We start from the raw sequence: 23,671 nt of genomic DNA, 5'->3' as shown, positions 1-23,671 counted from the left end.
CTCACCCAGCATAACCCGCGGTTTTTCTGAACTGCTTTATACGTTTTTTACTTTGCTGCTTGTTTTGCTGCTTACTTCGCCACTACCACGCCGGTCACAGCCGCATTGATCGCCGGCAGCAACAGGTTCAGGATACGGTTGAAACGAACCAGCCCGCCCTGGCCCACGTACACGACGTCCTTCGGCTGCAACTCGAACTGGTTCGCAAGAATCATCGATACCGGCGAGCTCGCATCGAGGTGATAGATCTGCGGCGATTCGCTTGCGGAATTTCGGATCACGAACAATTGCCGCGTGGAAGCCGTAGCCTGGTCGAAGCTGCCGCTGTCCGAAATGGCCTGCGAGAGCGTCAGCGAACCGTTGCGCATCGGCGTGACCGTCGCCGGCTTGTTCACTTCACCCATCACGTAGACACCGCTGTCTTCACGCGAGGCCACACGCACTGCGTCGCCCGCCTGCAGATAGATGTTCGACGGGTTCTGTCCGCGCTTGAGCAGGTCGTCCATGTTCAACTGATACGTGACGCCATTGCGGATCAACTCGACACGGCTGCGGTCCGCGTTCGGGCTGAAGCCGCCGCTCTGGCTGATCGCACTCGTCAGCGACATCGTGATGTCGTTCAGCGACTGCGCGCCCGGCGTGCGTACTTCACCGTCGATGAAAATCTGCGCGTTACGGAAAGAGGCCACGCGCACCGTCACTTCCGGCTTCTGGTACACCTTGCTCAGGCGGTTATACAGTTCCTTCTGGATCGCGCTGACGTCTCTGCCCGCCACGTGAACCGTGCCCGCATACGGAAACTGAATATCGCCCTTCTCGTCGATGAGAAAGCCCGAGGCCGCATCCGAAGACTTGGCGTTCTGCGCCGGTTGGCCGAGCGCCGCCGCGAGTTCGGGGTGATCCCACACGACGATCTGCAGCACGTCGCCAGGACCGACGCGGTATGGGCCCGGCTTGCCGAAGAGCGCGAGCGTTGCCGGCGGCAACGGGGCACTGGTCTGGTCCGCGTGCATCTTGCGCACGAGCGACAGATTGATGTCCGTGATGGGTATCGTCTGCTGCTGTGACGGTTCGGTGCTGAAATCGCCGCCCGTCTCCTGAAGAGTGGCCGGCGTGTCCATCCGCTGACCGGGCGCGGCAGCGCAGCCCGCGAGCAGTGCAGCGATTGCGAAAACCGAGAGACTTCCCGTGCGTGTACCAAGCGAGCTCATAACTTTTTCCTCCTTGCGCAAGAGCGAATGTCTCAGGAAAGAGGCACCGCCTTGCGTGCTTTGTTAACAACTAGTAAGCGTTTCGATGCACCAGTCCGGCGACAATCGTCGCGCCGATGATCCGCATGTCGAGTGCAAACGACCAATGCCCCAGGTAGTACAGGTCATGTTCGACGCGACGTTCCATCTTTTCGATGCGGTCGGTCTCGCCACGAAAGCCGTTGATTTGCGCCCAACCTGTAATACCCGGCTTGATCCGATAGCGATTGATGTAGCCCGCGACCACTTTCTGATAGAGGTCGTCGTGCTCGAGCGCATGAGGACGCGGTCCCACGACCGACATGTCGCCACGCAATACGTTAAAAAACTGCGGTAATTCGTCGAGGCTCGTACGGCGCAGGAACGCGCCGACTTTCGTCACGCGCGGATCATTGCGCGTCGCCTGGCTGACGGTGCCCTTCTCTTCCGTATGCATGCGCATCGAACGGAATTTGTAGATCGTGAATACGCGTCCATCAGCGCCCTTGCGCTTCTGCCTGAAAAACACGGGCCCACGCGACGAGAGCTTTACCGCGAGCGCAATAGCAACCAGCAGCGGCGCAAGACAGAAGAGCGCGGTAGCTGCGAACAGGCGATCGAAGATCTCTTTCTTCAGCATCGAGCTCGCCGAAAGAGGCGACGCCACGAGGTTGATTGCAGGCACACCGAGCAACTCGATCACACCGCTGCCCTCGAAAAGCGCGAGACTGCGCACGTCGGGCATGAAGCGGATGTTCACCAGATCGTCGCGAAACTCGCTGACGAGCGAACAGATCAGCGGCTCCTCCGCGAGCGACAGCATCAGCCACAATTCATGAACGTCATTCGTGCGGATGTATTCGGCGAGCGCATCCACGCTATCGAAAACCGGCACACCTTTACTGTTCACCGGCGATTGATCCGGCTTCGTGTTGTAGACCGCCGTCGCGCGAAAACCCGTGGTCGGCGCGGAATCGATGCGGCGAATCAGCGCGTCGCATTGCGAGCCGCTTCCCACTATCGCGACCCGATGCAGATTCATCCCCGCGCCGCGTGCACGCGCAAGCACCGCATGCGTGATGAGGCGATACGAGATCAGCAGGCCGCCCGTCACGGCAGTCCAATACGAGAACCACAAACGCGATACGAAGTCGCTGCGATGCAACGAATACATCAATACGAGCGCGCTGCCCTGCACGATCAGCCACGCGAGCGACACCTGTCCCGCGAGCGCGAGCTTCGAGCGGCCGCGCCATGATTCATAGACGCCGAACGCCGGAAAGATCGCGAGCGCGAAGGCAGCGGCGAACATCACCAGCGCCCAATAGAAACCCGATTGAGCGAGGTAGTCGAAGCGGATCTGCGACGCCACCGCCGCTCCTACGAGCACCAGCGCGACATCGAACATTCGCGCGAGCAAATCCTGAAACCTGCGCATTTTGCTTACCTCGTACTGACCGTTCCTGTCCGCAATCCGCCGCGACCGCTGCTTATGAGCAGCGGCCGTAGTTGTCGTTGAATCTCACGATGTCGTCTTCGCCCAGATACGTGCCCGACTGGATCTCAATGATCTCGAGCGGCACCTTTCCCGGGTTTTCCAGCCGATGCCTGATGCCGAGCGGAATGTAAGTCGATTCGTTTTCGCTCAGCAGGAATTGCTCTTCGCCGCGCGTGACGAGCGCGGTGCCGCGCACCACGACCCAGTGCTCGGCGCGGTGGTGATGCAGTTGCAGCGAAAGCTGCGCGCCCGGCGTCACGACGATGCGCTTCACCTGAAAACGCTCGCCGTGGTCGATCGAATCGTAAAAGCCCCACGGACGATGCACCTTGCGATGCGCGTCGGCCTCCGGTGCGTTCTGCGCCTTGATGCGCGACACGAGGCCCTTGACGTCCTGCACATGCGAGCGGTCCACCACGAGCACTGCGTCGGCGGTTTCGACCACCACCACATTCGTCGTGCCGACGCAGGCGACGAGGCGTCCTTCCGAATGCGCGTAGCTCGACACCGCGCCCTCGAACGCCACGCGACCACGGCCCGCATTGCCGTTGGCGTCTTTTTCCATCGCGGCCCACACGGCGTCCCATGAACCGAGATCGGACCAGCCGGCTTCGAGTCGGACCACCACGCCTGCGGGCGACGCATCTTTTGCGTTGGCGTTGGCGTTTGCCGTGTCAGCCGCGTCCGCTGCTTCACTCAAACGCTCCATCACCGCGTAATCAATCGAATCGGCAGGCGAACTCAAAAACGCATCGACGAGCGGGCGGAAATACCCGCCTTCGCTACGACCGCCGCTGAACGCGCGCTCGCAAGCCGAGTGCATGTCCGGCTGCAAACGCGCGAGCGTGTCCAGCCAGACGCTTGCGCGTACAACGAAGATGCCGCTATTCCACCAATAGGTTCCCGCTGCGACGTACTGCGCCGCGATCTCTTCCGCGGGCTTTTCCACGAAGCCGTCGATGGCATGCGCGCCGTCGCCGACCGTGGCGCCGATGCGGATATAACCGAAGCCCGTATCCGGACGCGTCGGCGGCACGCCAAGCGCCGCGATCGCGCCGCGTTCGGCGTAACGTGCCGCGTTTTCGAGCGCGGCCTGCAACGCGTTGACGTCGGCGATCGAATGATCCGCCGGCATCACGACGAGAATTCCGTCCTGGCCTTCGGCGCAAGCGAGCGAGGCCGCGAGCGTCAGCGCGGGCGCCGTATCGCGGCGCGCAGGCTCGACAATCAGACGCGCTTCGACGCCGTTCTCGTGAAGCTGCTCCGCAATCACGAAGCGGTGTTCTTCGCCGCATACGATGATCGGCGAAGCATCGACCTGCCAGCCCGCGGGAAAATCGTTCATGCGTCGTGCGGTGGCTTGCAGCAGCGAATCGGAGCCCACCACGTCGATGAGTTGCTTCGGAAAATTTTCGCGCGACACGGGCCAAAGACGCGTGCCGGAACCACCCGCGAGAATGACCGGGACGATGCGCGTGCAACGCGCGCCGCGTGCGTCCTCACCAGCGTGGGACGACGTATTATTTCCAGCTCCCTGATTCAACATATCTGCAATCCTTATGATTCTTGCAAAGCAACCCACCGATGCTACTGGCCGACCATGCGGCGGCTCTGTATCCGGAACTCGGTCGGCGAAATCCTCATTCGCTTGCGAAACACCTTGGCGAGACGGTCGCCGTTGCCCATGCCCGTGCGGCGCGCGATTTTGTCGACCGGCAATTCGGATTCGGTCAAGAGGCTGCACGTCACGGCAAGGCGTTCGTGCAACAGAAAACTCGATGGCGTGATGCCCATTTCCATCTTGAAGCGGCGCAGGAAGTTGCGTTCGCTCATCGCCGCGAACTGCGCGGCGTCCGCAATCGAAATCGATTGCTGGCAGTTTTCCTGCAGCCAGCGAGCCGCCGCGCGTACCTTGTCGCCTGGCGTCAGCGCGCCGTCTTCGCTAAGAAGCGGCGCGAGGTTCGAGCACGAATCGGCAAGCAGGCGCTCAGCAACGGTGCGCGCAGCCGCCGCGCCCAGGTCGCGCTTGATCATGCCGAGCGCGCTGCGCATCGACTCGAGGCGATCGCCGGCGTCGGCGCCCTGCTCGCTCTGACGCGATGTTTTCGCCGACTCGTCGCGCAATGCATAGGTGCCGCTTGCGTCGGGTAAGTAAGCCGCGTCGAGCAGCGCGCGTCCTTCCGCGATCGGCCGGATCATGCCGGTGTTGTGCCGCACGCGGCGCAGCCACGCGATCAGGCGCTCGTCCCGCGCCGCCGCGATGGCGCCCTTGCCGCCTGCTACGTACAGCGCGTCGAAGCCGCTGTAATGTCGCGCGTCGAGTCCATCGGTCCACACGCGCAGAGCCGACGACGACGTCACCATGCCGCCATCGGCGGAGAGGAAGCACACGTCGTATGAACAGCCGCTCGGGCCCGAGGAAGCCAGTTCATTCGCTGCCTGGAACACTTCGGCTACAACGCCGGCGCCTTGCAGCGAGCAGTCGTTGAACATCAGTATCGCGATGCGGCGCATGCCTTTGTTCGGTGCGTGCACCCAACGCAGCATGGCAGACTCGAGACTCGCGCAGGTCATAGCTATCCTCACCAGAAAACGGATTTACTTTCACCATCAACGGCCACGCCGGGGCCGACTCTGAGCAGTGCATCATAGCCACCACTAGTCAAGTATTTAGCCGCCATGACCGATAGTGCTGACATGTTGGCGCATTGACAGGAGTAGCTCGCGGTGATTTTCGGCAATATTCCGCCAACACCGAATTGCACCGAATTAATTGCCGATTCGACATATCATTGAATTGGCGTTGTGCGAATCTTAGTTCAAAGCAGAAGTCGATTTCGTTCGCCACCGCACACTGGTTCGCTACTCAAAAAAGGGCGGTTACAATTCGATCCGCACGGAACCAGGGCCAAAATAAAGGCGTTTTCGCCAATGAATGGAGCGGTTGCGCACAAACTCTCCCGCTTGTGCAGATTTCCCCGCGCAACCGCCGCGCAGGTTTCGGCTGACGATAGGAACCGCGCACTTCAATAACGCGAAGCAGTGTCTAATATAGGCACCTTGCGCAGCCTTTCGGTTATTTAATTTGTTCTTATTGGGTGCATTCAATATAAATACGGCGATTAATGTTTCAGACCTGAAACATGGGGAATAACGGCCGTTAAGATGACAGCGCAATTGACGGACCCGCGGCGGATCGCGCGAGACGCGCGCCAGTCGGAAACGGCCAGAAGCTTGCGGAAATGCACTATGCGGTTTCCGCAACATGCAGCAACGGACACTACGTCGCGGCGGCTCTGGCCTGGTGAATTAGCAGTTTGACGACGTTCGCGCGACGAGACACAGCGCGAGCAGCACGGGATACACGGGATACACGGGGGATGGTATGTCGAATTCAAACAGGCATCGCGCAGTGCGAAGCATTATAAGGTCCGTGCCGGGGCGCACGACTGCATGTGCGGTTCTTTTCGCGGCGCTCTGCGTATCGGCAGTTGAATGCCAGGCAGCGGCGGCGCAGGTCGATACGAAGGCGCCCGACGGCAAGGGCCTGCGTTGCTCGGCGCCTTCGTCGCAAGCAAGCGCAGCGTCCGCAGGCGATTTGATCGAAGCGGATACACCGAGCGACGGCACGCGTCTCTTCGCCGCATCGAAACCGTTTGCGCTTGTGTTCACCACGCGCGCGCCGCAAAACGATACGCTCATCTGGCAGATACGCGACACGTGGAATGTTGTGCGTGCAAGCGGTCGCTTCAGCGTCGCCGCTGGCGCAATGTCATGGACGCTCAATTGCGCATCGCCGATAGCGGGCTATTTCGCCGTGTCCGCGTCGCTCGAACGCGCGCAGGGTGAACTGTCATCGCGCGGCACGCGGCCGGCCGGCATCGCCACTTTCGGCGTGCTGCCCGATACCGCGGCCACGCTACCGGCCGTACGCTTTCCGTATGAAGACCTGCATCGGTTCGGCGGCCAGGGCACCGCGTATCTCGCGCCCGGTCAGCATTGCTGCGACGGCGACGGTTATCGTCCGGTCTATACCGCGCTCGGCCTCACGTGGATAAACGACAACCGCAACTGGTACATGGAAGAGCCGGACAAACCCGGCACCTTCGATCCCGCGACGAAGCAGCTCACGCCCTACCTGCAACGCGGCGATCTCTTGCGTCTGATCCAGCTCGACGGCATCCCCAAATGGGCGAGCACGACGGGCAAGCAAACTCATAGCTATGCACCCACTTCACTCGCGCAGATGAAGGAGTACATGGCGAAGGTCGGCGCGGAATCGAATCGCGTTCGCACGACTTATTTTCCGAAGCAGCGCGACAACTACTATCAGGTCACCTGGGAGCCCGACGCCGACGGCGGTTTGCCGTGGCGCGACAGCGACGCGAATTTCGTCGCGATGTACAAGGCCGTGTGGGAAGGCATCCATCAGACAGATCCGCATGCGGTGGTGATGGGCCTCACGTATTCATCGGTGCAAGGCAACGTGACGTGGATGCGCCGTTTGGGTCCGCTCGGCATCGGCCGCTATATGGACGGCATGACCGTGCACGGCTATTACGACATTGGCGCCACACCGTCGCATCCGCCGGAGCGCGTGGCCGACACGCGCAATCAGGGCACGGTATCGGGCGCGCTCGCTGCGTCGATGCGCGCGTTGCGCCACGAAATGCGGCAATACCTGAAGCCCGGCGCGCCGCTATTCGTGACCGAGACGGGCATCAGTTACGACATCGGCGAATCGTATGGCAAGCGCTATCCGGGCGCTGACGTGCTGTATGCGCAAGCCGCGGTCGTCGCGCGCACGCATCTGATTCTGCTCGGCGAAGGCGCCGACATGACCTACGTGTTCTATCTCGCGGACATGCCGGACGCGGCGCCCGGCTACGGCATCTTCTTCGAACTCGAGCATGCGAAAGGCGCCTATGGTCCGTCTCGCACCAGTCCGAAGCCGGCGGCGCTCGCGGTGGCGGCGATGACGCGCATCGTCGACGGAACGAGCACGCTCGGGCCGCTCAAAGCGTTGCCGAACGGCGTCCATGCGTACGCATTTCGAAGGCTCGGTGGTGGCAAGATCGTGACCGCGCTCTGGACTCACGACAACGACAAATGGAGCGCGAAAACCGGCTTCAACGCGGGGCAAAGCGTCGAATATCGCTTGCGTGTCGACGCGCCCGGCACGAGCGGCGAAGTCACCACGCTCGACATGATGGGCAACGCGGCGGCGGTGCCGTATCGCGACGGCGTCGCAACGTTGAAACTGTCGCCCACGCCTTTATACGTGGTGTCGAGTAACGCCGACGTATTCAAGGACGCTGTCACTACGCCGGAAGGTTACGTCGCCCGCTAGCGTTCCGGCTCGAAGTCATGCGGCGAGAACTACGCGAACTACGAGAACTACGAGAACTACGCGAACCGCGATAGCTAGCGCACAGAACACCGCGGCCGCCGCAATTAGCATCTGTATCGACGCGCGGGGGGCGCTAATAATGAACGGGGTTGCGTGGATCATGCTCGTGCTGGCCGCGATAGCCGGTGCATTCGCGTTTGCGGCGGCAGGCACTCTCATGCTTTTGCTGCTGATCGCGGACGTCGCGCAAAGACTGACTCGCGACGACGACAACCGTGGCGACTATTAACACTGCTTGCGCCACGGAAATCACCGTGGCAATAGCGAGCTTGCTCGGGAACCCGCATGCTGACGGAAATCGACTTCCTCGATGTTGTTCGTTTGACGCCGCTCGTCGCGATCGATCTGCTGGTTCGCGATGCAGACGGACGCGTTCTGCTCGGTCATCGCCGCAATCGGCCCGCGCGCGGCACGTGGTTCGTTCCCGGCGGCCGCATCCTCAAGGACGAAACGCTCGACGCCGCTTTCTCGCGCATCGCCGACGCCGAGCTCGGCATCGCGAAACTCGCACGTTCCTCGGCGCGCTTCGAAGGCGTATTCGAACATCACTACAGCGATAATTTCGCGGGCGAGCCTGGCGTGTCGACGCATTACATTGTGCTTGCTTATGCGTTGTCGGTAGCGAGTGCGCAGCCGGTCGGCCGGCCCGATCAGCACAGCGAATATCTGTGGCTCACGCCTCACGAACTGCTCGCGCGCGACGACGTCCATGAAAACACCAAGGCGTATTTCCGTTAGTGTTTCCGCTAGTATTCCCGCTAAGCAGCCACCGTATGCACAGTGTTAGCCCGCCAACGCGGAACGTCAGATGATTGCAGTATGATCGAGCGCACTATAAAAGGCTCGAATGCACATGCGATCATCGGCGGCCCGTGTTGTTCGGAGAATATGCATTGCGCTCGGCGCGCTCTTCGCGCTGCTCGCGTTGGCCGTGTTACCAACGGCAGCGCGCGCGGCGGACTGCAAGGCGGGAACGCTCGTCACCGTCGTTGCGCATCTGGACGACGATCTGCTGTTCGTCGATCCCGCGATTAGCGCGCGTCTCGATGCCGGATGGTGCATCACCACAGTTCATCTGATCGGAGGCGCAAACGGCGCGAGGCTGCCCTATGTGCTGACGCGCGAGCAGGCCTCGCGGCTCGCGTATGCGCGCATGGCCGGTGTGCCCGACGTATGGAACGAGTCGAGCGTCGAGATCGCCGGCAAGCTCGTGCATGAAATGGTGCTGAAAGCCAAGCCGCAGGTTCGGCTGCTCGAACTGCGGCTACCGGGCGGTGGCGTGCGCGGCGGCCGCGAGCCGCTCGGCTTGTTATGGGAACAGCGCGCAACGCTATCCACGTATCCGATCAACGCGGACGGCTCGGGGCGCATGAAGTACGATCGCGAGTCGCTCTCCGCGACACTGAAGACGATTCTCGCGCAAGCCACGCTGATCTACACACTTAATCCGGATACCGTACCATTTGTCGAGCACCCGGATCACATTCTCGCGGCGCGCATAACGCGTCATGTCGCGCAGACGCTCGGCAACAGCGTGCCGATCGTCTACCACGTGACTTATCCCACCGGCGGCTGGCCCGGCAATCTTCCTGCTGCCGAGGTGCAACGCAAGCGCGACATCGTCGCGAGCTATTTTTCCGTCGACGGAAGCGAGTCGTCGCATGTGTTCGGCGAATTCCAGTGGGACGGCAACTGGATCGCGCGACGCTATGCGTTCGCGGACCGCAGCGATCGCCGTGTGCCGGACTTCGTCGCGCGCCCGATCACGCTATTCAACGTGGCGACGAACCGCTGTGTGACCGCGCCCGGCATGAACCAGGCGCCCACACTCGCCGCGTGCAACGGATCGGCCGCGCAGCAATGGCGATGGGAACCGCTCACGGTGTATCCCGGCAATGCACGCAACGCCGCCCTCGTGAGTGTGGCCACGTCGCAATGCATTGCCGAGCGCGACGGTTATCTGCGCGCGGAAAGCTGCGATCAATGGGACCTCGCGCAACGCTGGACGCCTTGGGATTTTGGCCTCGTCTACACGCCGATGCGTCACTGCCTCGGCGAAACGGGCGGCAAGCTGACGATGCGCGGCTGCGCGGCGCTCACCACCCGTTACCGCTGGGCCACAACGCAGCACATTCAGGCCAACGATCTGCGGCTCGCGACCGCCATGTATGCCGACGTGATGGGAACGGGCGACGCATCCGCCGTCTACGTGCAACGGCAGCACGACGGTCCTGGATTCGATGCCTACGTCGCGTCGCTGGAACGCGCCGCGCCGCCGGCGCTGTGGTACAAGGCCGCGGTTCCATTCGATGCACGCGCCACCGCGCCAAGCTGCGCGGGCGACAAGTTGTGCTTCGACAGCGCGCGCTTTCTGCTCGGCGACTTCGACGGCGACGGCAAGGCGGATCTGATGATCGTCACCGCGCGCGAGAACGGCACCGCCTTCTGGCTGCTGCGCAGCGCGGGCGACCACTTCGACGCGCCGCGCCTCTGGCTGCAAACAAGTACCGCATTCAAGCCCGAGCTGACGCAGCAATATGTGGCCGCGGATTTCACCGGCACGCATCGCGCGAGTGTGCTGATTGCACAGAAGCGCGCGGACAGCGGACTCGATTTGTGGCTCGCGTCCTCGAACGGCGCGGCAAGCACTGCTGCTCAGCCCACGCTCGTCGCAGAAGCCAAAGGTCTCACGCAGAATGCGACGCTCTTGCCGTTCGGCAAGGCGGGCTCGCCCTCATCGCTCGTTGCGCTGGAGACGGGGCAAGAACGCGTGTCGCTCAGGGTCATACGCAACGACAACGCGGGCATGACGATCGGCGAACGCAAAATGCTGCCGGCCGGCTTCATGCCAGGCTTCGTGAAGCCCGCGATCGCCTCGCTGCACGGCGAAGATCGCGACACGCTGCTGCTGGTCACGCCGCGCCTCGACGGCACTGACGCCGACGAGTTGATCGACATTGCCGCGCTTGATATCGCCGACCCGGCTGCGATGCCCGCGCATGTCGCTTCGTTGCGCGGCATGTCGTGGTCGGATGTGTTTCCGGCCTACGTTCACGGCAAGCAAGGCGCGGCGCTCGCGCTTTATCGTCGAGTGGACGCGACGCTCGGCGACTTCTACTTCACGGGCGGCGCTCCGGCGCTGTCGCGCTATCCGCTGAAAAACGGCCTGACGCTGGGCACGCCGCAGGATCTCGGCGAATTGCCGGGGCTTTTTTCGGAGACGGTGCGAATCGACCGGCTCGCTCAATAACGTCGTGCGACGCGTAACGAAGCGGCCGGTCGATCCTGTCAGGCGGACATGCGCAAAGGCTCGGCGAACTTGCGCACGATCGACATATAGCGATCCGCCGTATCGTGCAACGTATAACCGGCGAGCTGCCGGTGCGCGCGCGGCGTATTCAGCGCGTTAGCGAGCGCATGGCCGTACGCTTCGACGTCCGTCGTATCGACAAGGCTCACGCCGGGCAGGCTGCTCGCAAAGCCGAACGAAGGAATCCGGTTCGCGACGACCGGAATGCCGGACGCCAGCGCCTCGAGAAAGCCAATGCTCTGCGCTTCGAAACGCGAGGGCATCGCGAACACGCGCGACGAACGCAACACCGCGGCGACGTCCGAGCGCGGTCCGCATACGGTCACTTTGCTCTCGAGCCCAAGCTCTCTGACCAGCGACACCACCGCGCGGTGATAGTCGACTTCTTCGACCACACCGCAAAGCAGCAGACGTGCTTCGGGTTCCACCTGCAAGACGCGCTCGAACGCGCGAACGGTGTGGAGTTGACTCTTTGCTTCTATGTACCGGCCGAGCTGGACGATCTGCTTCGGCGGCACCGCGCTGTCATGCGCAGGCGTGGCGTCCGGCGCGGCGAATTGCGACGCGTCCACTCCATTAGGAATCACAACCATCGACGGATGCCGGCCGATCTCGCGCATATAGTCGTCGAGATTCTGCTGCGAGACGCCGATGATCGCACTAGCTCGCCGCGACAGCAGGCGTTCGGCGCGCTTCAATGCGCCGTTCTCGAAGTCGTTGACACCCGAGTGCATTACCCATGCGATAGGCGTATGCACCGGCAACAAACGCACATAGAGCGCCGCAAGCGTCGCATGCGCAATGATGAAATCCGGCCGAAACTCGCGCACCACGCGATACAGGTGCACCAGCTTGCCCGCGCGTCCATGACGCACTTGCGGAAAGCGGCACATGACGCCGGCCGCGTTGAGTTCCGCGCGAATGTCGGCGAAATCGTCCTGCTGCGGCAGCAGCGAAGTCATACAGACTTCATGCCCGGCACGCTGATGATGAATTGCAAGCCCTTTGACGAGTACTTCTGCCCCCGACAATCGTGGTGCGTGAACCAGTTGAAGAATCCTCACGATTTATCTCTCTGATGACCGCCCGCTTCACAGCGGCGAGATGATCCGCGCACGTGAGCAAAAACGGCCCACTCGACGCTCTCATCCGATAGTTAGTATGTGGCGCGCATTCGTGACGCGCGTCGTCTCCGAAACCCGCGACTTGCCGATGCACCGGCAGCAGTCGCCAGAAAACGTTACACCCAACATCCTGCAAATTTGCGCCAAGGCCAAGACTTCTTCCGCTGTGAAATGCGCGGTATCGCCCATTCCGGACGCAAATCCGCCGCCGTTGCCGTTGCGATCCGAACGACCGCGCGGCGCCGCGAACTCGTGGCGGCAATCAACGTGCGCTACCGCACATTGCCGGAAAGATTATTGAAGCGCGAGCACGTTTGTTCTCGCGCCCAGTGCGCTACTTCGAGATGTCCTCCAGTGCGACGTCGCGCGTCTTCGGCCCCAGCGTGCCGATAGCGAGCATCACGATCACCATCGCACTCGAAATGAATGCGAACACGCCATTCACTCCAAACTCTCTCAGGCATCCGGCGATCACGAATGCGGAGAACATCGCCGAAAGCCGGCTCCACGAATAGACGAAACCGACAGCGCGTGCGCGAATGCTGGTGGGAAAGAGTTCGGCCTGATACGCGTGATAACTGTAGGAAATGATGTTGCCGGCCAGCACGAGACACACGCCGAGACTCACGAGCAGCACGGTCTCGCGCGCCTGGCTGAACAGCAGCCCGCACACCACGTTGACCGCAGCCATGCAGATGATCACCGTCTTGCGCTCGAAGCGGTCCGCGATCAGCAAGCCGAGCAGCGGTCCGAGCGGCGCGGCCACGGCGATGATGCTCGCATACATCAGGCTCGTCGTCACCGTGATGCCCTGCTTGATCAGCAAGGTCGGAATCCAGTTCGCGAAGCCGTAGTAGCCCATCGTCTGGAATACGTGAAAGATGATCAGCATCAGCGTGCGCTTGCGATACGGCGGCACGAGCAGATCGCGGAACGCAGCGCGCGCCCGCACCGGCTCGGGCAATGCAGGCTCCGGCAGTGCACGTCCATACTCGCGTTCGACTCGCGCCTCGAGCCGCGTCATGATCGCGTCGGCTTCGTCGAGGCGGCCTTTTTGCGCGAGCCAGCGCGGACTCTCCGGCAAACCGAGGCGAATCCACCAGACGACGATCGCGCCGACCACGCCGGTCAATACGACGAGACGCCAGCCGTCGAGGCCGAAATATCGATGCGGCACCAGCAGATACGAGAGAAACGCGACGATCGGCACCGCGCAAAAACCCACGGCCTGCGAGCACGCGGACGCGCGGCCGCGCACATGCTTCGGCACCAGTTCGGAGATGTACGTGCCGATCGTCACGATCTCCACGCCGATGCCGATGCCCGCGATAAAGCGCCACAGGTTCAGCCCGAGCGCCGTGTCCTGAAACGCCATGACGATGTTCGCCGCCGTGTACCACAGCAGCGACCATGTGAAGATCGCGCGCCGCCCGAAGCGATCGGCGAGAAAACCGCAAGCCGCCGTGCCGATGAAAAGCCCCGCGAACAATGCGGCGATAAAGCTCGCGACACCGCTCGTGCCAAAGAGACCATGCGTCGTCGCGGTGAGAATGCCGCTCTTCACGAGGCCCGGCGCGATGTAGCCGGAGAACATGAGGTCGTACAGTTCGAAGAAGAGCCCGAGGCTCAGCAACATCACGAGCTTCCAGATGGAACGCGTGGCCGGCAGGCGGTCGAGCCGCGCCGAAATGCGCGCGCCGCCAAGGGCGATTTCTTCGGCACGGCCGCCCGCCGCTGCGCCGGCGCCCGAAGGCAAGCCGAGCGCGCCGGCATCGCCGAGCGCTGTTGCATACACTGTTTGATTCGACGACTTCATCGTCTGTCTCCTTGAATGCCGGTCTGTTGCCGGTTAAGCCTTGGTTGACCGCGTGCGCGACAAGAAACGCCTATGCGGCTTCGCGCGGCGTCTGATTTGAACCGCTCGTCAACGAGGCGATTCGCGCGTCGTCATAGCCGAGTTCGCGCAGCACATCAGCCGTGTGCTCGCCGATCTTCGCGATCGGCTGACGCGGCTGCAAACGCTCACCGTCGATTGAAATGGGCAGCAGCGGCATCGCGGTTTCGCTGCCGTCGTCGAGCGTGAGACGCGCAAGGCCGCCGCTTTCGTTCAGATGCGGATCGTCGAACAGTTCTTCGGGCTTCACGATCGACGCGAACGGAATATGGTCGCGTTCGAACAGCGGCACGAGCGCCGCGCCGTCGAATTCCCGCAGGGTTTCGCCGAGCGTCTGCAACAGCCATGAGCGCGCGAGCACGCGATCGTTGTTGGTTGCGAGACGCGGGTCGGCGAGCAGATCGGCGCGGCCGAGAATCCCGCACAACGCGCGCCATTGACCGTCGCCCGTTGCGGCGATGAACATCTGCTCGTCGCCGGCAAGCGTGAACACGTCATACACGGCCCATGCGCTGATGCGCTCGGGCATCGGCGCAGGCGCCACGCCGGTGGCCGCATACTGCTGCATGTGCTGCGCGGACAGCAGCACGCAGTTCTCGAAGAGCGCGCTCTGCACTTCCTTGCCGCGTCCGCTCGCATGCCGTTCGTGCAACGCGGCCAGCACGCCGATCGCGCCGAACATGCCGCCCATGATGTCGTTGACCGAACTGCCCGCGCGCAGCGGACGGCCCACGGGGCCCGTCATATAGGCGAGGCCGGCCATCATCTGCACGACTTCGTCGAGAGCGAGCCGGTGCTCATAAGGCCCGTTGAGAAAGCCCTTGTGCGAAACGTAGATGAGCTTCGGGTTGCGCTCGCGCAGCGACGCGTAGTCGAGACCGAGGCTCGCCATGCGGCCCGGCTTGAAGTTTTCGACGAACACATCGGCGGTATCGACGAGCTCATGCAGCGCGGCAAGTCCCGCCTCGCTATCGAGGTCGAGCGCGACGCTCTTCTTGTTGCGATTGAAGGTGCGGAAAAAACCCGCGCCGGTGCCGAGCAGGCGCCGCGTGCCGTCGCCGCGCGGCGGCTCGACCTTGATGACTTCGGCGCCGAGATCGCCGAGGATCATCCCGCACGTCGGACCCATCACCATATGCGAAAGCTCGATCACGCGAATGCCGGCGAGCGGCAACGCGCGTTGCGGCGCGTCGGCGGCGGAATTGTCGGTAAAAGAAGAGGCGTTCATTGCGGCACCTGCGAGCACGAAGGAGTTGAAGGTTGGCTGGGTTGGGAGATCGCGAACTGCTTCGGCACACCGGCGCGCGCGAGATAACCGTAGAGCGGCTCGCCCGGCAATGCATCGGCGAGCACGTCGCGCGACGCGATCAGGCGGGCAAGGTCGATGCCGGTTTCATAGCCCATGCTGTTAAGCATGAACACGAGGTCTTCGGTGTTGACGTTGCCCGTCGCGCCAGGCGCATGCGGGCAGCCGCCGAGTCCGGCGAGCGACGCGTCGAATTCGCGGATGCCGTGTTGCAGCGCGATCAGCGTATTCGCGAGGCCCAAGCCGCGCGTGTCGTGGAAATGCAGCGAGCGGAGCTTGTCGCCCGCGACGCCGCGCACGCGGTCGATGATCTCGCCGACCTGACGCGGCGTGGCTTCGCCGGTCGTGTCGCCGAGTGCGATGACATCGGCGCCTGCGTTGACGGCGTCGCGTGCGATCGCCGCGATGTCCGCGTAAGGCACCGCGCCTTGCAGCGTGCAGCCGAATACCGTCGACAAACCGGCGATCAGTTGCACACGCCGCGTGCCTGCGCCTTGCGCGCTGTCGATCGCGTCGCGCATGGTTGCAAACGCATCGATCATTTCGGCGGGCGTCTTGCGGACGTTCGCGAGGCTGTGCGCGGTGCTCACCGAAATCGGCGCGACGATCCGATGGACGCCCGCTTCGAGTGCGCGTTGCGCGCCCTTCAGATTGGGCACGAGCGCGGTCACGATGAGATCGTCGTAGCCGAGTGCGTGAGCGATGACTTCGTCGGCGTCGGCCATCTGCGGCAACAGTTTCGCCGGCACGAACGACGCCACTTCCATGTGCCGCACGCCGGCGGCATACGCGGCATCGATCCAGCGGCGCTTGAATTCGGTGGGCATGGTTCGCGCGATGCTTTGCAGACCGTCGCGCATGCCGACTTCGGTTATGACGACGCGTTCCTTCGTATCGCTCATGTCGCTCATGTCGCTCATGGGTTGAATTCCTGCGGAGAAATGCGGGGAAATGAAGCACGGATCACAGCGTGCCTGCGCGCGTGCGCGTAGCAAAGTCTGCGTTGACGAAGCACTCCATCGCCGTTGACGATGCCCGGCGAAGCAAGCGGGACGGCCGTGCGGCGTCGCAGAGGGGAAACCCTTAAGGGCTTTTCAGAAGGGGCGGGGCGTGCGTGGAGCGTGAGTAGTTAGCGCAACCGCGGCGCAACGCCCTAAACCGCGCGCAGCAAATGATCCAGCAGATGCGACGCGGCAAGTGTCAGCGCGCCGCGGTCGCGCACGCAGATCACGAAGCGCCGCTCGGCCCATGCGTCGCACAACGGCACGGCGACGATGCCGTATTCGTCCGCGGCATGGCGCGGCAGCGCTTCGCCTGGCAGGATCGCCACCGCGAGGCCGGCCTGGATGAAGCGATACGCGGCGTCGAAGGTCGACACGTACGTGCGGTAGTTCAACTCGCGCCCTTTCTCGGCCGCGATCCGCTGCATCAGCGCATTGACCGATGCATTCGACGAGAGCCCGAGATGATCGAAGGCGAGCGTCTGCTCGAAGCCGACGTTGGCCTCCGCAGCGAGAGGATGACCGCGCGGCACGATCAGCGCGAGATGGTCGGCGCGGTACGGCAGCGCGTCGAGACTGCCCATCGGCACGACGTCGCGGCAAATGCCGAGATCTGCAACGCCTTCCTCGAGACCGCGCACGATCTCCGCGCTCACGCGCTCTTCGACATCCACGCGAATCTGCGGATTGGCCTTCAGGAATTCGGACAAGGCCTCGGGCAAAAACTCGACCATCGACGATACGTTCGCCAGCACGCGCACGTGCCCCCGCGCGCCGGCTGCGTACTGGCTGAGTTCGGCCTGCATGCGTTCATGGCCGCGCATGATGAGCCGCGCGTGCCGCAACAGCGCCTCGCCGGCGGCCGTCGCGCGCACGCCGCGCTGACTGCGCGAAAGCAGCGCGACGTCGACGAGCGCTTCGAGATCGGCGAGCCGCTTGCTGACCGCCGAAGGCGCAATGAACTCACGCTCCGCGGCGCGCGCGATGGTGCCTTCCTCGCAAACGGCGATGAACAAGCGCAACGTCACCTGATCGATCTGCCACATGGGAAACGGCTCCGAGGATTTGAGTGCGGAAAATTATGCCCGAGGAGAAGCGGCAGCCGCGCTAGGCCAGGGTATTCACGGTTAGTGACATTGTGGGGAGTGGAAGCTTGCTCGCGGGATGCGCTGTGGCTATGCTGGGCGATGGTCGTGGGAGGCGGCGGGTTGCAGATTTTAGACACACATCGCTCGCCCCGCGCTATCCAGACAACAACCATCGGAACCCGCCATGTCGATGACCAGCCTCTTCTTCACCGCCGCCGGCGTCGGCCTCGCGATTGCCGCGCCGGTCGGCCCGATGGGCATGCTCTGCATTCGCCGCACGTTGACCGGCGGTCCGCGGGCGGGGCTTGCCATCGGCCTCGGCATTGCAACGGGCGACGCATTGTATGGCCTGATCGCCGCGCTCGGCCTCGTCAGCATCTCGCAGTTCATGCTGGCTTATGACCGGCCGCTGCATCTGCTCGCCGGCTTGTTCCTGCTGTATCTCGGCGTGCGCACGCTGCTGCAAAAAGCGCCGGCAGACACGGCCAACGGCGAACCAGACGGCAATGGCAACGGCAACAGCAAGCTCGCGCAAGTGGGCCGCGCCGGCGCGTTGCGTGCCTACGCAAGCTCCCTGTTGCTCACGCTGACGAACCCGCAAACGGTCATCATGTTTGCCGCGCTGTTCACGACGCTCGCGCCGCGCGGCGCATTTTCATCGACGATCGCGCTGACGACCGTCGGCGGCGTGTTCTGCGGCTCGATCGCGTGGTGGTGTTTCCTCGTGACCGTGGTGTCGCTGGCGCGGCATGCGATCGGCAGCAAGCTGAGGCTCGCGATCGACCGGTTCGTCGGCATCATGCTGGCGGCGTTCGGCGTCGTCGAAATTCGCCGCGCGCTGTGAGCGGCGCGCCGCTCACAACCCTCGCGGCACGCCCGCTTCCGCGCATTCCCGTACGCTGCGGCGTCAGTTTTGCGACAATAGCGGCTTTCGCCGCGCCGGGCGCCGCCTTCTTTCCAGCTTGCCGACCCGCGTCGGCGGTCGAGGCACGCGCGCCGCCCGTGCCCTAACCGTCAATCCACCGACCGCCCGCGGTCTCTTCAATGGCTCTTCCGCATATCGATCTGCTGTACTCCGCGTCCGGCCTGTTCGTCGGCTTTCTGGTCGGACTGACGGGCGTGGGCGGCGGCTCGCTGATGACGCCGATTCTGGTGCTGCTCTTCAACGTGCATCCGGCGACGGCCGTCGGCACCGACCTCCTGTACGCGGCCGCCACCAAGGCGACGGGCACGCTGGTCCACGGCCTGAAGGGTTCCGTCGACTGGCAGGTGACGCTGCGGCTCGCGGCCGGCAGCGTGCCCGCCGCGACCATCACGCTGCTGCTGTTGCACCGCTACGGGATGGACACGCCGGGCGCGAGCCGGCTGATCCAGCTTGTCCTCGGCGCCGCGCTGCTCGTGACGGCGGTCGCGCTCGTGTTCCGCCCGCAACTCGCCGCGCTGGGCGCGCACCGCCGCCGCACGCCGAGCCAGGGGCGCACGCTTGTGCTCACCATGCTGACGGGCGCGGTGCTCGGCGTGCTGGTGTCGCTGACTTCGGTGGGCGCGGGGGCGATCGGCGTGACCGTGTTGCTGCTGCTTTATCCGCTGCTGCCGACCATGCGCATCGTCGGCTCGGACATCGCGCATGCGGTGCCGCTCACGCTGCTCGCGGGAGCGGGCCATTGGCTGCTCGGTTCCGTCGACTGGTCGATGCTGCTGTCGCTGCTGGTCGGCTCGCTGCCGGGCATCGCGATCGGCAGCATGCTGTCCGCGCGCGCACCCGATGCGCTGCTGCGCAATCTGCTCGCCGCCACGCTCACGCTGGTCGGCGTGCGTCTCGTGCTGGCCTGAGAGCGGCGCTGGGGGTGGTGCTGAGGGTGCCCGCCGCCGTGACGCGAATCATCTGAAGAAGCGGCAGGTGAGATCGGCCTCGAACTGTCTGACCCATTGACCCTGACGGTCGTAATAGGATTGCGCCCAGCCGCCGCGCCGCACGGTGACGAGGCGTCCCTGGGCGGGATCGGCCGGATCGGCGTGAACGCTGACGTCGAAATGCGCGGGCGCGAAGCCGTGCCGCGCGCAGACGAGTTCAAAAGCGGCCCGGTCGGTGATGGGCAGATCGGTATAGCGCAGGAGCGTGGTTTGCATGGCGATGACTCCAGTTCTCCATGCACACAGTACGCTTTGGGCAGCGTCCCAAATGTGTCATTGCGCACAGTCGGACGACGGCGCAGCGCCGCACCGCATCGAGCTATGGCGACGCCATCGTCGCTGCTTGTGAATGATCGCGCGTAATCGCGTGACGAAAAAAAGCTCCGGCAGGATTGCCGGAGCTTTTTCGCATGCATCGAACGGCGCATTGCGTCGGGAGCCGCGCGAAGAGCCGTATAAAGAGCCGTGTAAAGAGCGGCTTCCGGCGCTATCTCGCCCACTCACGCAGCCGGTCAGCGCGCCGTCACGGCGGGCTGACCGATGCGCCCGCTCGTCACGCTTACTGCTGCATCACCGACAGCTTGTTCGACACCGACGTCACGCCCGCGACGCCCTTCGCTGCCTCGCCGGCCGCGTCGATCTGGCCTTGGTCGGGCACCGAACCCGTCAGCGTCACCGCGCCGCCGCGGGCACGCACGGAGATGTTCGACACGTCGACGCCTTGCGTCTTCGAGATCGCGGCGCGCACCTTGCGGCCGAGCTGGCTATTGGCCTTCTTGCTCGCCTTCGCGCTGGCGGCGGGGGCGGCTGTCGTGCCGGTTGCCGTTGCATCGCTTGCCTGAGCATAGACGTTGCATGCCACCACCATTGCCACCACCGAGCCCAGCGTCTTCAGAAAACCGACCGATTTCATATTTCTTCTCTCCTTAGCTTCATATTGGACCGCTTGAATAAGCGGCTTCGTTACGACTACCTGCGGCCAGGGCCGACGCGCGACAATGCGCGCGGCGAGGCAATGGCCGGCTGTGGGCGGCGACACGAGATGCGAGAGGCACAAAGAGAGACCGGCTGCCTATACCGCACGCGCTGACGATACTGACCTGCATGCGATGCGGTACGGAAACCGGCAAGCCGCGAGATCCGCCGACGCGCCCGGTTCTTGTCTGTCGTGCCGGGTCGCGCCGCGCGAGACGTGTGTTCGCGGCAGCGATGCACAATTTAATCTAGCCGGGCCAGAAGCGCAAAGGGTTTAGTCATACGCGATACGGGTCAGTGGCGATTCACCGGCGGGCGCAGTCACCCCGCAGTCACCCGCAGTCACCCGCAGTCACCTTTTGTTACGGCTTTCTCGACACACGCCGACGCCGCGCATTCCGCCGCCGCGGCAATCTCAGGTACCATCGGCGCCACGCGCAGCGCCGCATTCCAGTTCACCTTCGACAGTCGCCGTCCCCGTCATCCGATGAAGCCAGTCCCCGGCCGCCTACGCCCTCCCCGCCTCGTCGCGCGTTTTGTCGCGATCTCATGGCGCGACCTCGCGGTCTCGTTCGGACCCATCTTCCTGATCGCCGTGGCCGCGATCTGGGTCGCCGTGCGCCTGATCCAACCCGCGCCTCCCAGCACGCTGACCATCAGCGCCGGTCCCGAAGGCAGCACCTTCTGGAACGCCGCGCAAAAGTACAAGGAGATTCTGGCGCGCAACCGCATCACGTTGAAGGTGCTGCCCTCCGAAGGCTCGCTGCAAAACCTCAAGCGGCTGTCGGACTCGAACTCGGACGTCGACGTCGGATTCGTGCAGGACGGCATGGCGCCGGGCACGGCGAGCAACGGGCTGATATCGCTTGGCAGCGTGTCGTATGTGCCGCTCGCGATCTTCTATCACGGCCCGACGGTTGCGCGGCTCGCCGAATTCAAGGGCCAGCGCCTCGCGGTCGGCGCCGAAGGCAGCGGCACGCGACAACTGGCGCTCGCGCTCCTCAAGGCGAACGGCATCGAGCCCGGCGGCACGACGAAGCTGCTGCCGCTTTCGGGCGACGACGCCGCGCAAGCGCTCGTCTCCGGCAAGGTGGATGCGGCATTTCTGGCCGGCGATTCCGCGCAGCCCGCGGTCATGGGCAAGCTTTACCGTACGCCGAATGTGCAGTTCTACGATTTCGTCCAGGCCGACGCGTACACACGGCGCTTTCCGTATCTGACGCAGCTGGAATTGCCGATGGGCGCGTTCGACCTCGGCAAGAATCTGCCGTCCGCACCGATTCACATGGTCGCGCCGACCGCCGAACTGGTGGCGCGCGACTCGCTGCATCCGGCGCTGTCGGACCTTCTGATCGACGCCGCGCGCGAGGTGCACGGCAAGGCGAACATCATGCAGCGCGCCGGCGAATTCCCCGCGCCGCTCGCCCACGACTTCCCGATCAGCGACGACGCCGCGCGCTACTACAAGTCGGGCAAAGGCTTCCTGTACCGGGTGTTGCCGTTCTGGCTCGCGAGCCTCGCCGACCGTCTGCTGGTGGTGGTCGTGCCGCTTATCGTGCTGCTGATTCCGGCGCTGCGGCTCGTGCCGTCGCTGTATGCGTGGCGCGTGAAGTCGCGCATCTATCGCTGGTACGGCGCGCTGATCGCGATTGAGCGCAGCGCGCTCAGCGATCATTCGGCGGCCGAGCGGGCGTCGCTGCTGCAACGGCTCGACGCCATCGAGGATTCGGTGAACGGCCTGAAGATGCCGCTCGCCTATGCGGACCAGTTCTATGTGCTGCGCGAGCATATCGGCTTCGTTCGGGCAAGGCTCACGCAAAGCCGCGATGGCCGGCGCGAGATGTCGGAGGCGTTCGATACCGCGGACGACGAAACCGAGGAAGCGGAAGCCGCGGACATCGAAGCACGCGCCGCCGACCAGGCCGACAGCGCGGATCAAGCCGGCAAAGCTGGCAAAGCCGCCGAAACCGACGCCGCGCCGAACGAAGCCGCCGAGATCGGCGAAACCCGCGCCGACGACCGCCGCAAACCAGATTGACGGTGCAAGCCGCAGCCGCACCGCGTAAGATCATTACAATTCCGACGATCTAGCAGACGCATCCGCCGATCTGTCGGACAGGCAATCCGGGAGACATATATGACCGTTGGCATCGACGCCGCGCAGCCGCTGTGGTTCTACGATTTCGTCTCGCCGTTCACGTACCTGCTGCTCGAGCAACACGACAAATGGCCGGGCTTCGACTTCGCCTTCACGCCCGTGGTGCTGAACGACCTGTATCGCCATTGGGGGCAGCGGCCGGCGTACAGCGTGCCGGCCAAGCGCACCTTCATGTACCGGCACGCGCTCTTTCGCGCGGAACAGCTCGGCATTCCCTACAAGATGCCGCCGGCCCATCCGTTCGACTCGATGAAGCCGCTGTTGCTCGCCACTGCCGCGCAGGCCGACGTGGTGTGCGTGCGCGAAATCTTCCGCTTCATCTGGCGCGAAGGCCGCGATCCTTCGACCGACGAGGCGTTCGCCGAACTGTGCGAGCGCGTCGGCATGCCCGATGGTCCCGAACTCATCAAGAGCGAGGAAGTGCAAGCCCAGTTGCGGCGCAATACGGCGGATGCAATCGGGCTCGGCGTCTACGGCGTGCCGACCTTTCGTCTGAACGACCAGTTGTTCTGGGGCGAGGACGCGTTGCCGATGGTGCTGTACTGCGCGCGCACGCCGAACTGGCTGGAATCGAGCGAAGTGAAGCGGATCAGCGCGTTGCCCTCGGGTGTCGCGGACCTTTGAACGCGGAGCACGCGGCGTGACGCGTGGTGGCCGCAAGCGCGGCATGACGCTCGGTGGCCGCGCTTGCGCGGCTGATGCCGGTCATACCGTGCCCGCTATGGCCGCCGCGATGCAATTGGGCCTAAGGTTATAACCTTTGC

Annotated in this window: 19 protein-coding genes; 8 read left to right on the top strand and 11 right to left on the bottom strand. The window is 63.8% G+C overall.

The genetic code is table 11. From position 1 onward, the window contains the following. Positions 1-71: 71 nt before the first annotated feature. The 4 genes from CUJ91_RS03030 to CUJ91_RS03015 all read right to left on the bottom strand — a co-directional run bounded on the left by CUJ91_RS03030 (position 72) and on the right by CUJ91_RS03015 (position 5,301). Positions 72-1,211 carry a polysaccharide biosynthesis/export family protein gene (locus CUJ91_RS03030; RefSeq protein WP_006047806.1) on the bottom strand — a complete coding sequence of 380 codons (1,140 nt, stop codon included), beginning with the start codon at positions 1,209-1,211 and terminating at the stop codon, positions 72-74. Positions 1,212-1,281: 70 nt separating this feature from the next. Next, positions 1,282-2,667, bottom strand: coding sequence for an undecaprenyl-phosphate glucose phosphotransferase (locus CUJ91_RS03025; RefSeq protein ID WP_006047807.1), 1,386 nt, complete (start codon positions 2,665-2,667; stop codon positions 1,282-1,284). Between the two features lie 52 nt (positions 2,668-2,719). Then, entirely contained in the window at positions 2,720-4,273 is a 1,554-nt protein-coding gene (locus tag CUJ91_RS03020; protein WP_006047808.1) for a mannose-1-phosphate guanylyltransferase/mannose-6-phosphate isomerase, read from the bottom strand. A gap of 41 nt (positions 4,274-4,314) precedes the next feature. Beyond that, positions 4,315-5,301, bottom strand: coding sequence for a helix-turn-helix domain-containing protein (locus CUJ91_RS03015; protein ID WP_006047809.1), 987 nt, complete (start codon positions 5,299-5,301; stop codon positions 4,315-4,317). Between the two features lie 811 nt (positions 5,302-6,112). On the opposite strand from CUJ91_RS03015, the gene CUJ91_RS03010 reads away from it, so the two are divergent. The 4 genes from CUJ91_RS03010 to CUJ91_RS03000 all read left to right on the top strand — a co-directional run bounded on the left by CUJ91_RS03010 (position 6,113) and on the right by CUJ91_RS03000 (position 11,387). Further along, on the top strand, positions 6,113-8,077 hold the full coding sequence (locus CUJ91_RS03010) for a hypothetical protein (RefSeq protein ID WP_006047810.1): 1,965 nt from the start codon (positions 6,113-6,115) through the stop codon (positions 8,075-8,077). A 139-nt stretch (positions 8,078-8,216) separates the two neighbouring features. Then, positions 8,217-8,366: a hypothetical protein gene (locus CUJ91_RS34300; protein ID WP_006047811.1), complete on the top strand. Its 150-nt coding sequence runs from the start codon at positions 8,217-8,219 to the stop codon at positions 8,364-8,366. Between the two features lie 56 nt (positions 8,367-8,422). After that, positions 8,423-8,875 (top strand): GDP-mannose mannosyl hydrolase, encoded by a 453-nt coding sequence (locus tag CUJ91_RS03005; protein ID WP_006047812.1) that lies wholly within the window; start codon positions 8,423-8,425, stop codon positions 8,873-8,875. Positions 8,876-8,990: 115 nt separating this feature from the next. Next, positions 8,991-11,387: an RICIN domain-containing protein gene (locus CUJ91_RS03000; RefSeq protein ID WP_114156671.1), complete on the top strand. Its 2,397-nt coding sequence runs from the start codon at positions 8,991-8,993 to the stop codon at positions 11,385-11,387. Positions 11,388-11,425: 38 nt separating this feature from the next. Here CUJ91_RS03000 and CUJ91_RS02995 read toward each other — a convergent pair whose 3' ends face one another. The 5 genes from CUJ91_RS02995 to CUJ91_RS02970 all read right to left on the bottom strand — a co-directional run bounded on the left by CUJ91_RS02995 (position 11,426) and on the right by CUJ91_RS02970 (position 17,818). Further along, complete coding sequence (locus CUJ91_RS02995; RefSeq protein WP_044020467.1) at positions 11,426-12,511, bottom strand: glycosyltransferase family 4 protein; 1,086 nt, start codon at positions 12,509-12,511, stop codon at positions 11,426-11,428. A 394-nt stretch (positions 12,512-12,905) separates the two neighbouring features. Then, positions 12,906-14,387, bottom strand: a complete 1,482-nt coding sequence (locus tag CUJ91_RS02985) for an MFS transporter (protein ID WP_006047815.1) — start codon at positions 14,385-14,387, stop codon at positions 12,906-12,908. A 70-nt stretch (positions 14,388-14,457) separates the two neighbouring features. Next, the gene (locus CUJ91_RS02980) at positions 14,458-15,693 is read right to left on the bottom strand and encodes a CaiB/BaiF CoA transferase family protein (RefSeq protein ID WP_114155818.1); all 1,236 of its coding nucleotides are present in this window, start codon (positions 15,691-15,693) and stop codon (positions 14,458-14,460) included. Then, positions 15,690-16,673, bottom strand: coding sequence for a hydroxymethylglutaryl-CoA lyase (locus CUJ91_RS02975; protein ID WP_044020569.1), 984 nt, complete (start codon positions 16,671-16,673; stop codon positions 15,690-15,692). Before CUJ91_RS02975 ends, CUJ91_RS02980 begins: the two co-directional genes overlap by 4 nt. A gap of 251 nt (positions 16,674-16,924) precedes the next feature. Next, positions 16,925-17,818: a LysR substrate-binding domain-containing protein gene (locus tag CUJ91_RS02970; protein WP_114155817.1), complete on the bottom strand. Its 894-nt coding sequence runs from the start codon at positions 17,816-17,818 to the stop codon at positions 16,925-16,927. Between the two features lie 226 nt (positions 17,819-18,044). Here CUJ91_RS02970 and CUJ91_RS02965 point away from each other — a divergent pair, with 226 nt between their 5' ends. Together CUJ91_RS02965 and CUJ91_RS02960 are read left to right on the top strand one after the other, a co-directional pair. Continuing rightward, positions 18,045-18,704, top strand: coding sequence for a LysE family translocator (locus CUJ91_RS02965; protein ID WP_006047820.1), 660 nt, complete (start codon positions 18,045-18,047; stop codon positions 18,702-18,704). A 200-nt stretch (positions 18,705-18,904) separates the two neighbouring features. Then, a complete protein-coding gene (locus CUJ91_RS02960; RefSeq protein ID WP_006047821.1) occupies positions 18,905-19,693 on the top strand; it encodes a sulfite exporter TauE/SafE family protein in 789 nt (262 codons plus the stop codon). A gap of 48 nt (positions 19,694-19,741) precedes the next feature. On the opposite strand, the gene CUJ91_RS02955 is transcribed toward CUJ91_RS02960, so the two are convergent. Beyond that, positions 19,742-19,990 carry a hypothetical protein gene (locus CUJ91_RS02955; RefSeq protein ID WP_006047822.1) on the bottom strand — a complete coding sequence of 83 codons (249 nt, stop codon included), beginning with the start codon at positions 19,988-19,990 and terminating at the stop codon, positions 19,742-19,744. Positions 19,991-20,333: 343 nt separating this feature from the next. Beyond that, positions 20,334-20,687, bottom strand: a complete 354-nt coding sequence (locus tag CUJ91_RS02950) for a BON domain-containing protein (RefSeq protein WP_006047823.1) — start codon at positions 20,685-20,687, stop codon at positions 20,334-20,336. Between the two features lie 549 nt (positions 20,688-21,236). Between CUJ91_RS02950 and CUJ91_RS02940 the strand changes: the two genes are divergently transcribed. Both CUJ91_RS02940 and CUJ91_RS02935 read left to right on the top strand, forming a co-directional pair. Further along, a complete protein-coding gene (locus tag CUJ91_RS02940) occupies positions 21,237-22,787 on the top strand; it encodes a TAXI family TRAP transporter solute-binding subunit (protein ID WP_006047824.1) in 1,551 nt (516 codons plus the stop codon). A gap of 99 nt (positions 22,788-22,886) precedes the next feature. Then, complete coding sequence (locus CUJ91_RS02935) at positions 22,887-23,531, top strand: 2-hydroxychromene-2-carboxylate isomerase (protein WP_006047825.1); 645 nt, start codon at positions 22,887-22,889, stop codon at positions 23,529-23,531. The last annotated feature ends 140 nt before the right edge of the window (positions 23,532-23,671 follow it).

The sequence above is a fragment of the Paraburkholderia graminis genome (genome assembly GCF_003330785.1).
Classification (GTDB): domain Bacteria; phylum Pseudomonadota; class Gammaproteobacteria; order Burkholderiales; family Burkholderiaceae; genus Paraburkholderia; species Paraburkholderia graminis.
Note: the sequence above shows the minus strand (reverse complement) of the source record. Positions and strands in the feature narration are given on the sequence as shown.

Bases quoted from the DNA above. Each gene is read 5' to 3' on its own strand.
- CUJ91_RS02940 (WP_006047824.1), top strand. From the start codon at position 21,237: ATGAAGCCAGTCCCCGGCCGCCTACGCCCTCCCCGCCTCGTCGCGCGT.
- CUJ91_RS02950 (WP_006047823.1), bottom strand. From the start codon at position 20,687: ATGAAATCGGTCGGTTTTCTGAAGACGCTGGGCTCGGTGGTGGCAATG.
- CUJ91_RS03030 (WP_006047806.1), bottom strand. From the start codon at position 1,211: ATGAGCTCGCTTGGTACACGCACGGGAAGTCTCTCGGTTTTCGCAATC.
- CUJ91_RS02965 (WP_006047820.1), top strand. From the start codon at position 18,045: ATGTCGATGACCAGCCTCTTCTTCACCGCCGCCGGCGTCGGCCTCGCG.
- CUJ91_RS02955 (WP_006047822.1), bottom strand. From the start codon at position 19,990: ATGCAAACCACGCTCCTGCGCTATACCGATCTGCCCATCACCGACCGG.
- CUJ91_RS02975 (WP_044020569.1), bottom strand. From the start codon at position 16,673: ATGAGCGATACGAAGGAACGCGTCGTCATAACCGAAGTCGGCATGCGC.
- CUJ91_RS03005 (WP_006047812.1), top strand. From the start codon at position 8,423: ATGCTGACGGAAATCGACTTCCTCGATGTTGTTCGTTTGACGCCGCTC.
- CUJ91_RS03000 (WP_114156671.1), top strand. From the start codon at position 8,991: ATGCGATCATCGGCGGCCCGTGTTGTTCGGAGAATATGCATTGCGCTC.
- CUJ91_RS34300 (WP_006047811.1), top strand. From the start codon at position 8,217: ATGAACGGGGTTGCGTGGATCATGCTCGTGCTGGCCGCGATAGCCGGT.
- CUJ91_RS02935 (WP_006047825.1), top strand. From the start codon at position 22,887: ATGACCGTTGGCATCGACGCCGCGCAGCCGCTGTGGTTCTACGATTTC.
- CUJ91_RS02980 (WP_114155818.1), bottom strand. From the start codon at position 15,693: ATGAACGCCTCTTCTTTTACCGACAATTCCGCCGCCGACGCGCCGCAA.
- CUJ91_RS02985 (WP_006047815.1), bottom strand. From the start codon at position 14,387: ATGAAGTCGTCGAATCAAACAGTGTATGCAACAGCGCTCGGCGATGCC.
- CUJ91_RS02960 (WP_006047821.1), top strand. From the start codon at position 18,905: ATGGCTCTTCCGCATATCGATCTGCTGTACTCCGCGTCCGGCCTGTTC.
- CUJ91_RS03010 (WP_006047810.1), top strand. From the start codon at position 6,113: ATGTCGAATTCAAACAGGCATCGCGCAGTGCGAAGCATTATAAGGTCC.
- CUJ91_RS03020 (WP_006047808.1), bottom strand. From the start codon at position 4,273: ATGTTGAATCAGGGAGCTGGAAATAATACGTCGTCCCACGCTGGTGAG.
- CUJ91_RS03015 (WP_006047809.1), bottom strand. From the start codon at position 5,301: ATGACCTGCGCGAGTCTCGAGTCTGCCATGCTGCGTTGGGTGCACGCA.
- CUJ91_RS02970 (WP_114155817.1), bottom strand. From the start codon at position 17,818: ATGTGGCAGATCGATCAGGTGACGTTGCGCTTGTTCATCGCCGTTTGC.
- CUJ91_RS03025 (WP_006047807.1), bottom strand. From the start codon at position 2,667: ATGCGCAGGTTTCAGGATTTGCTCGCGCGAATGTTCGATGTCGCGCTG.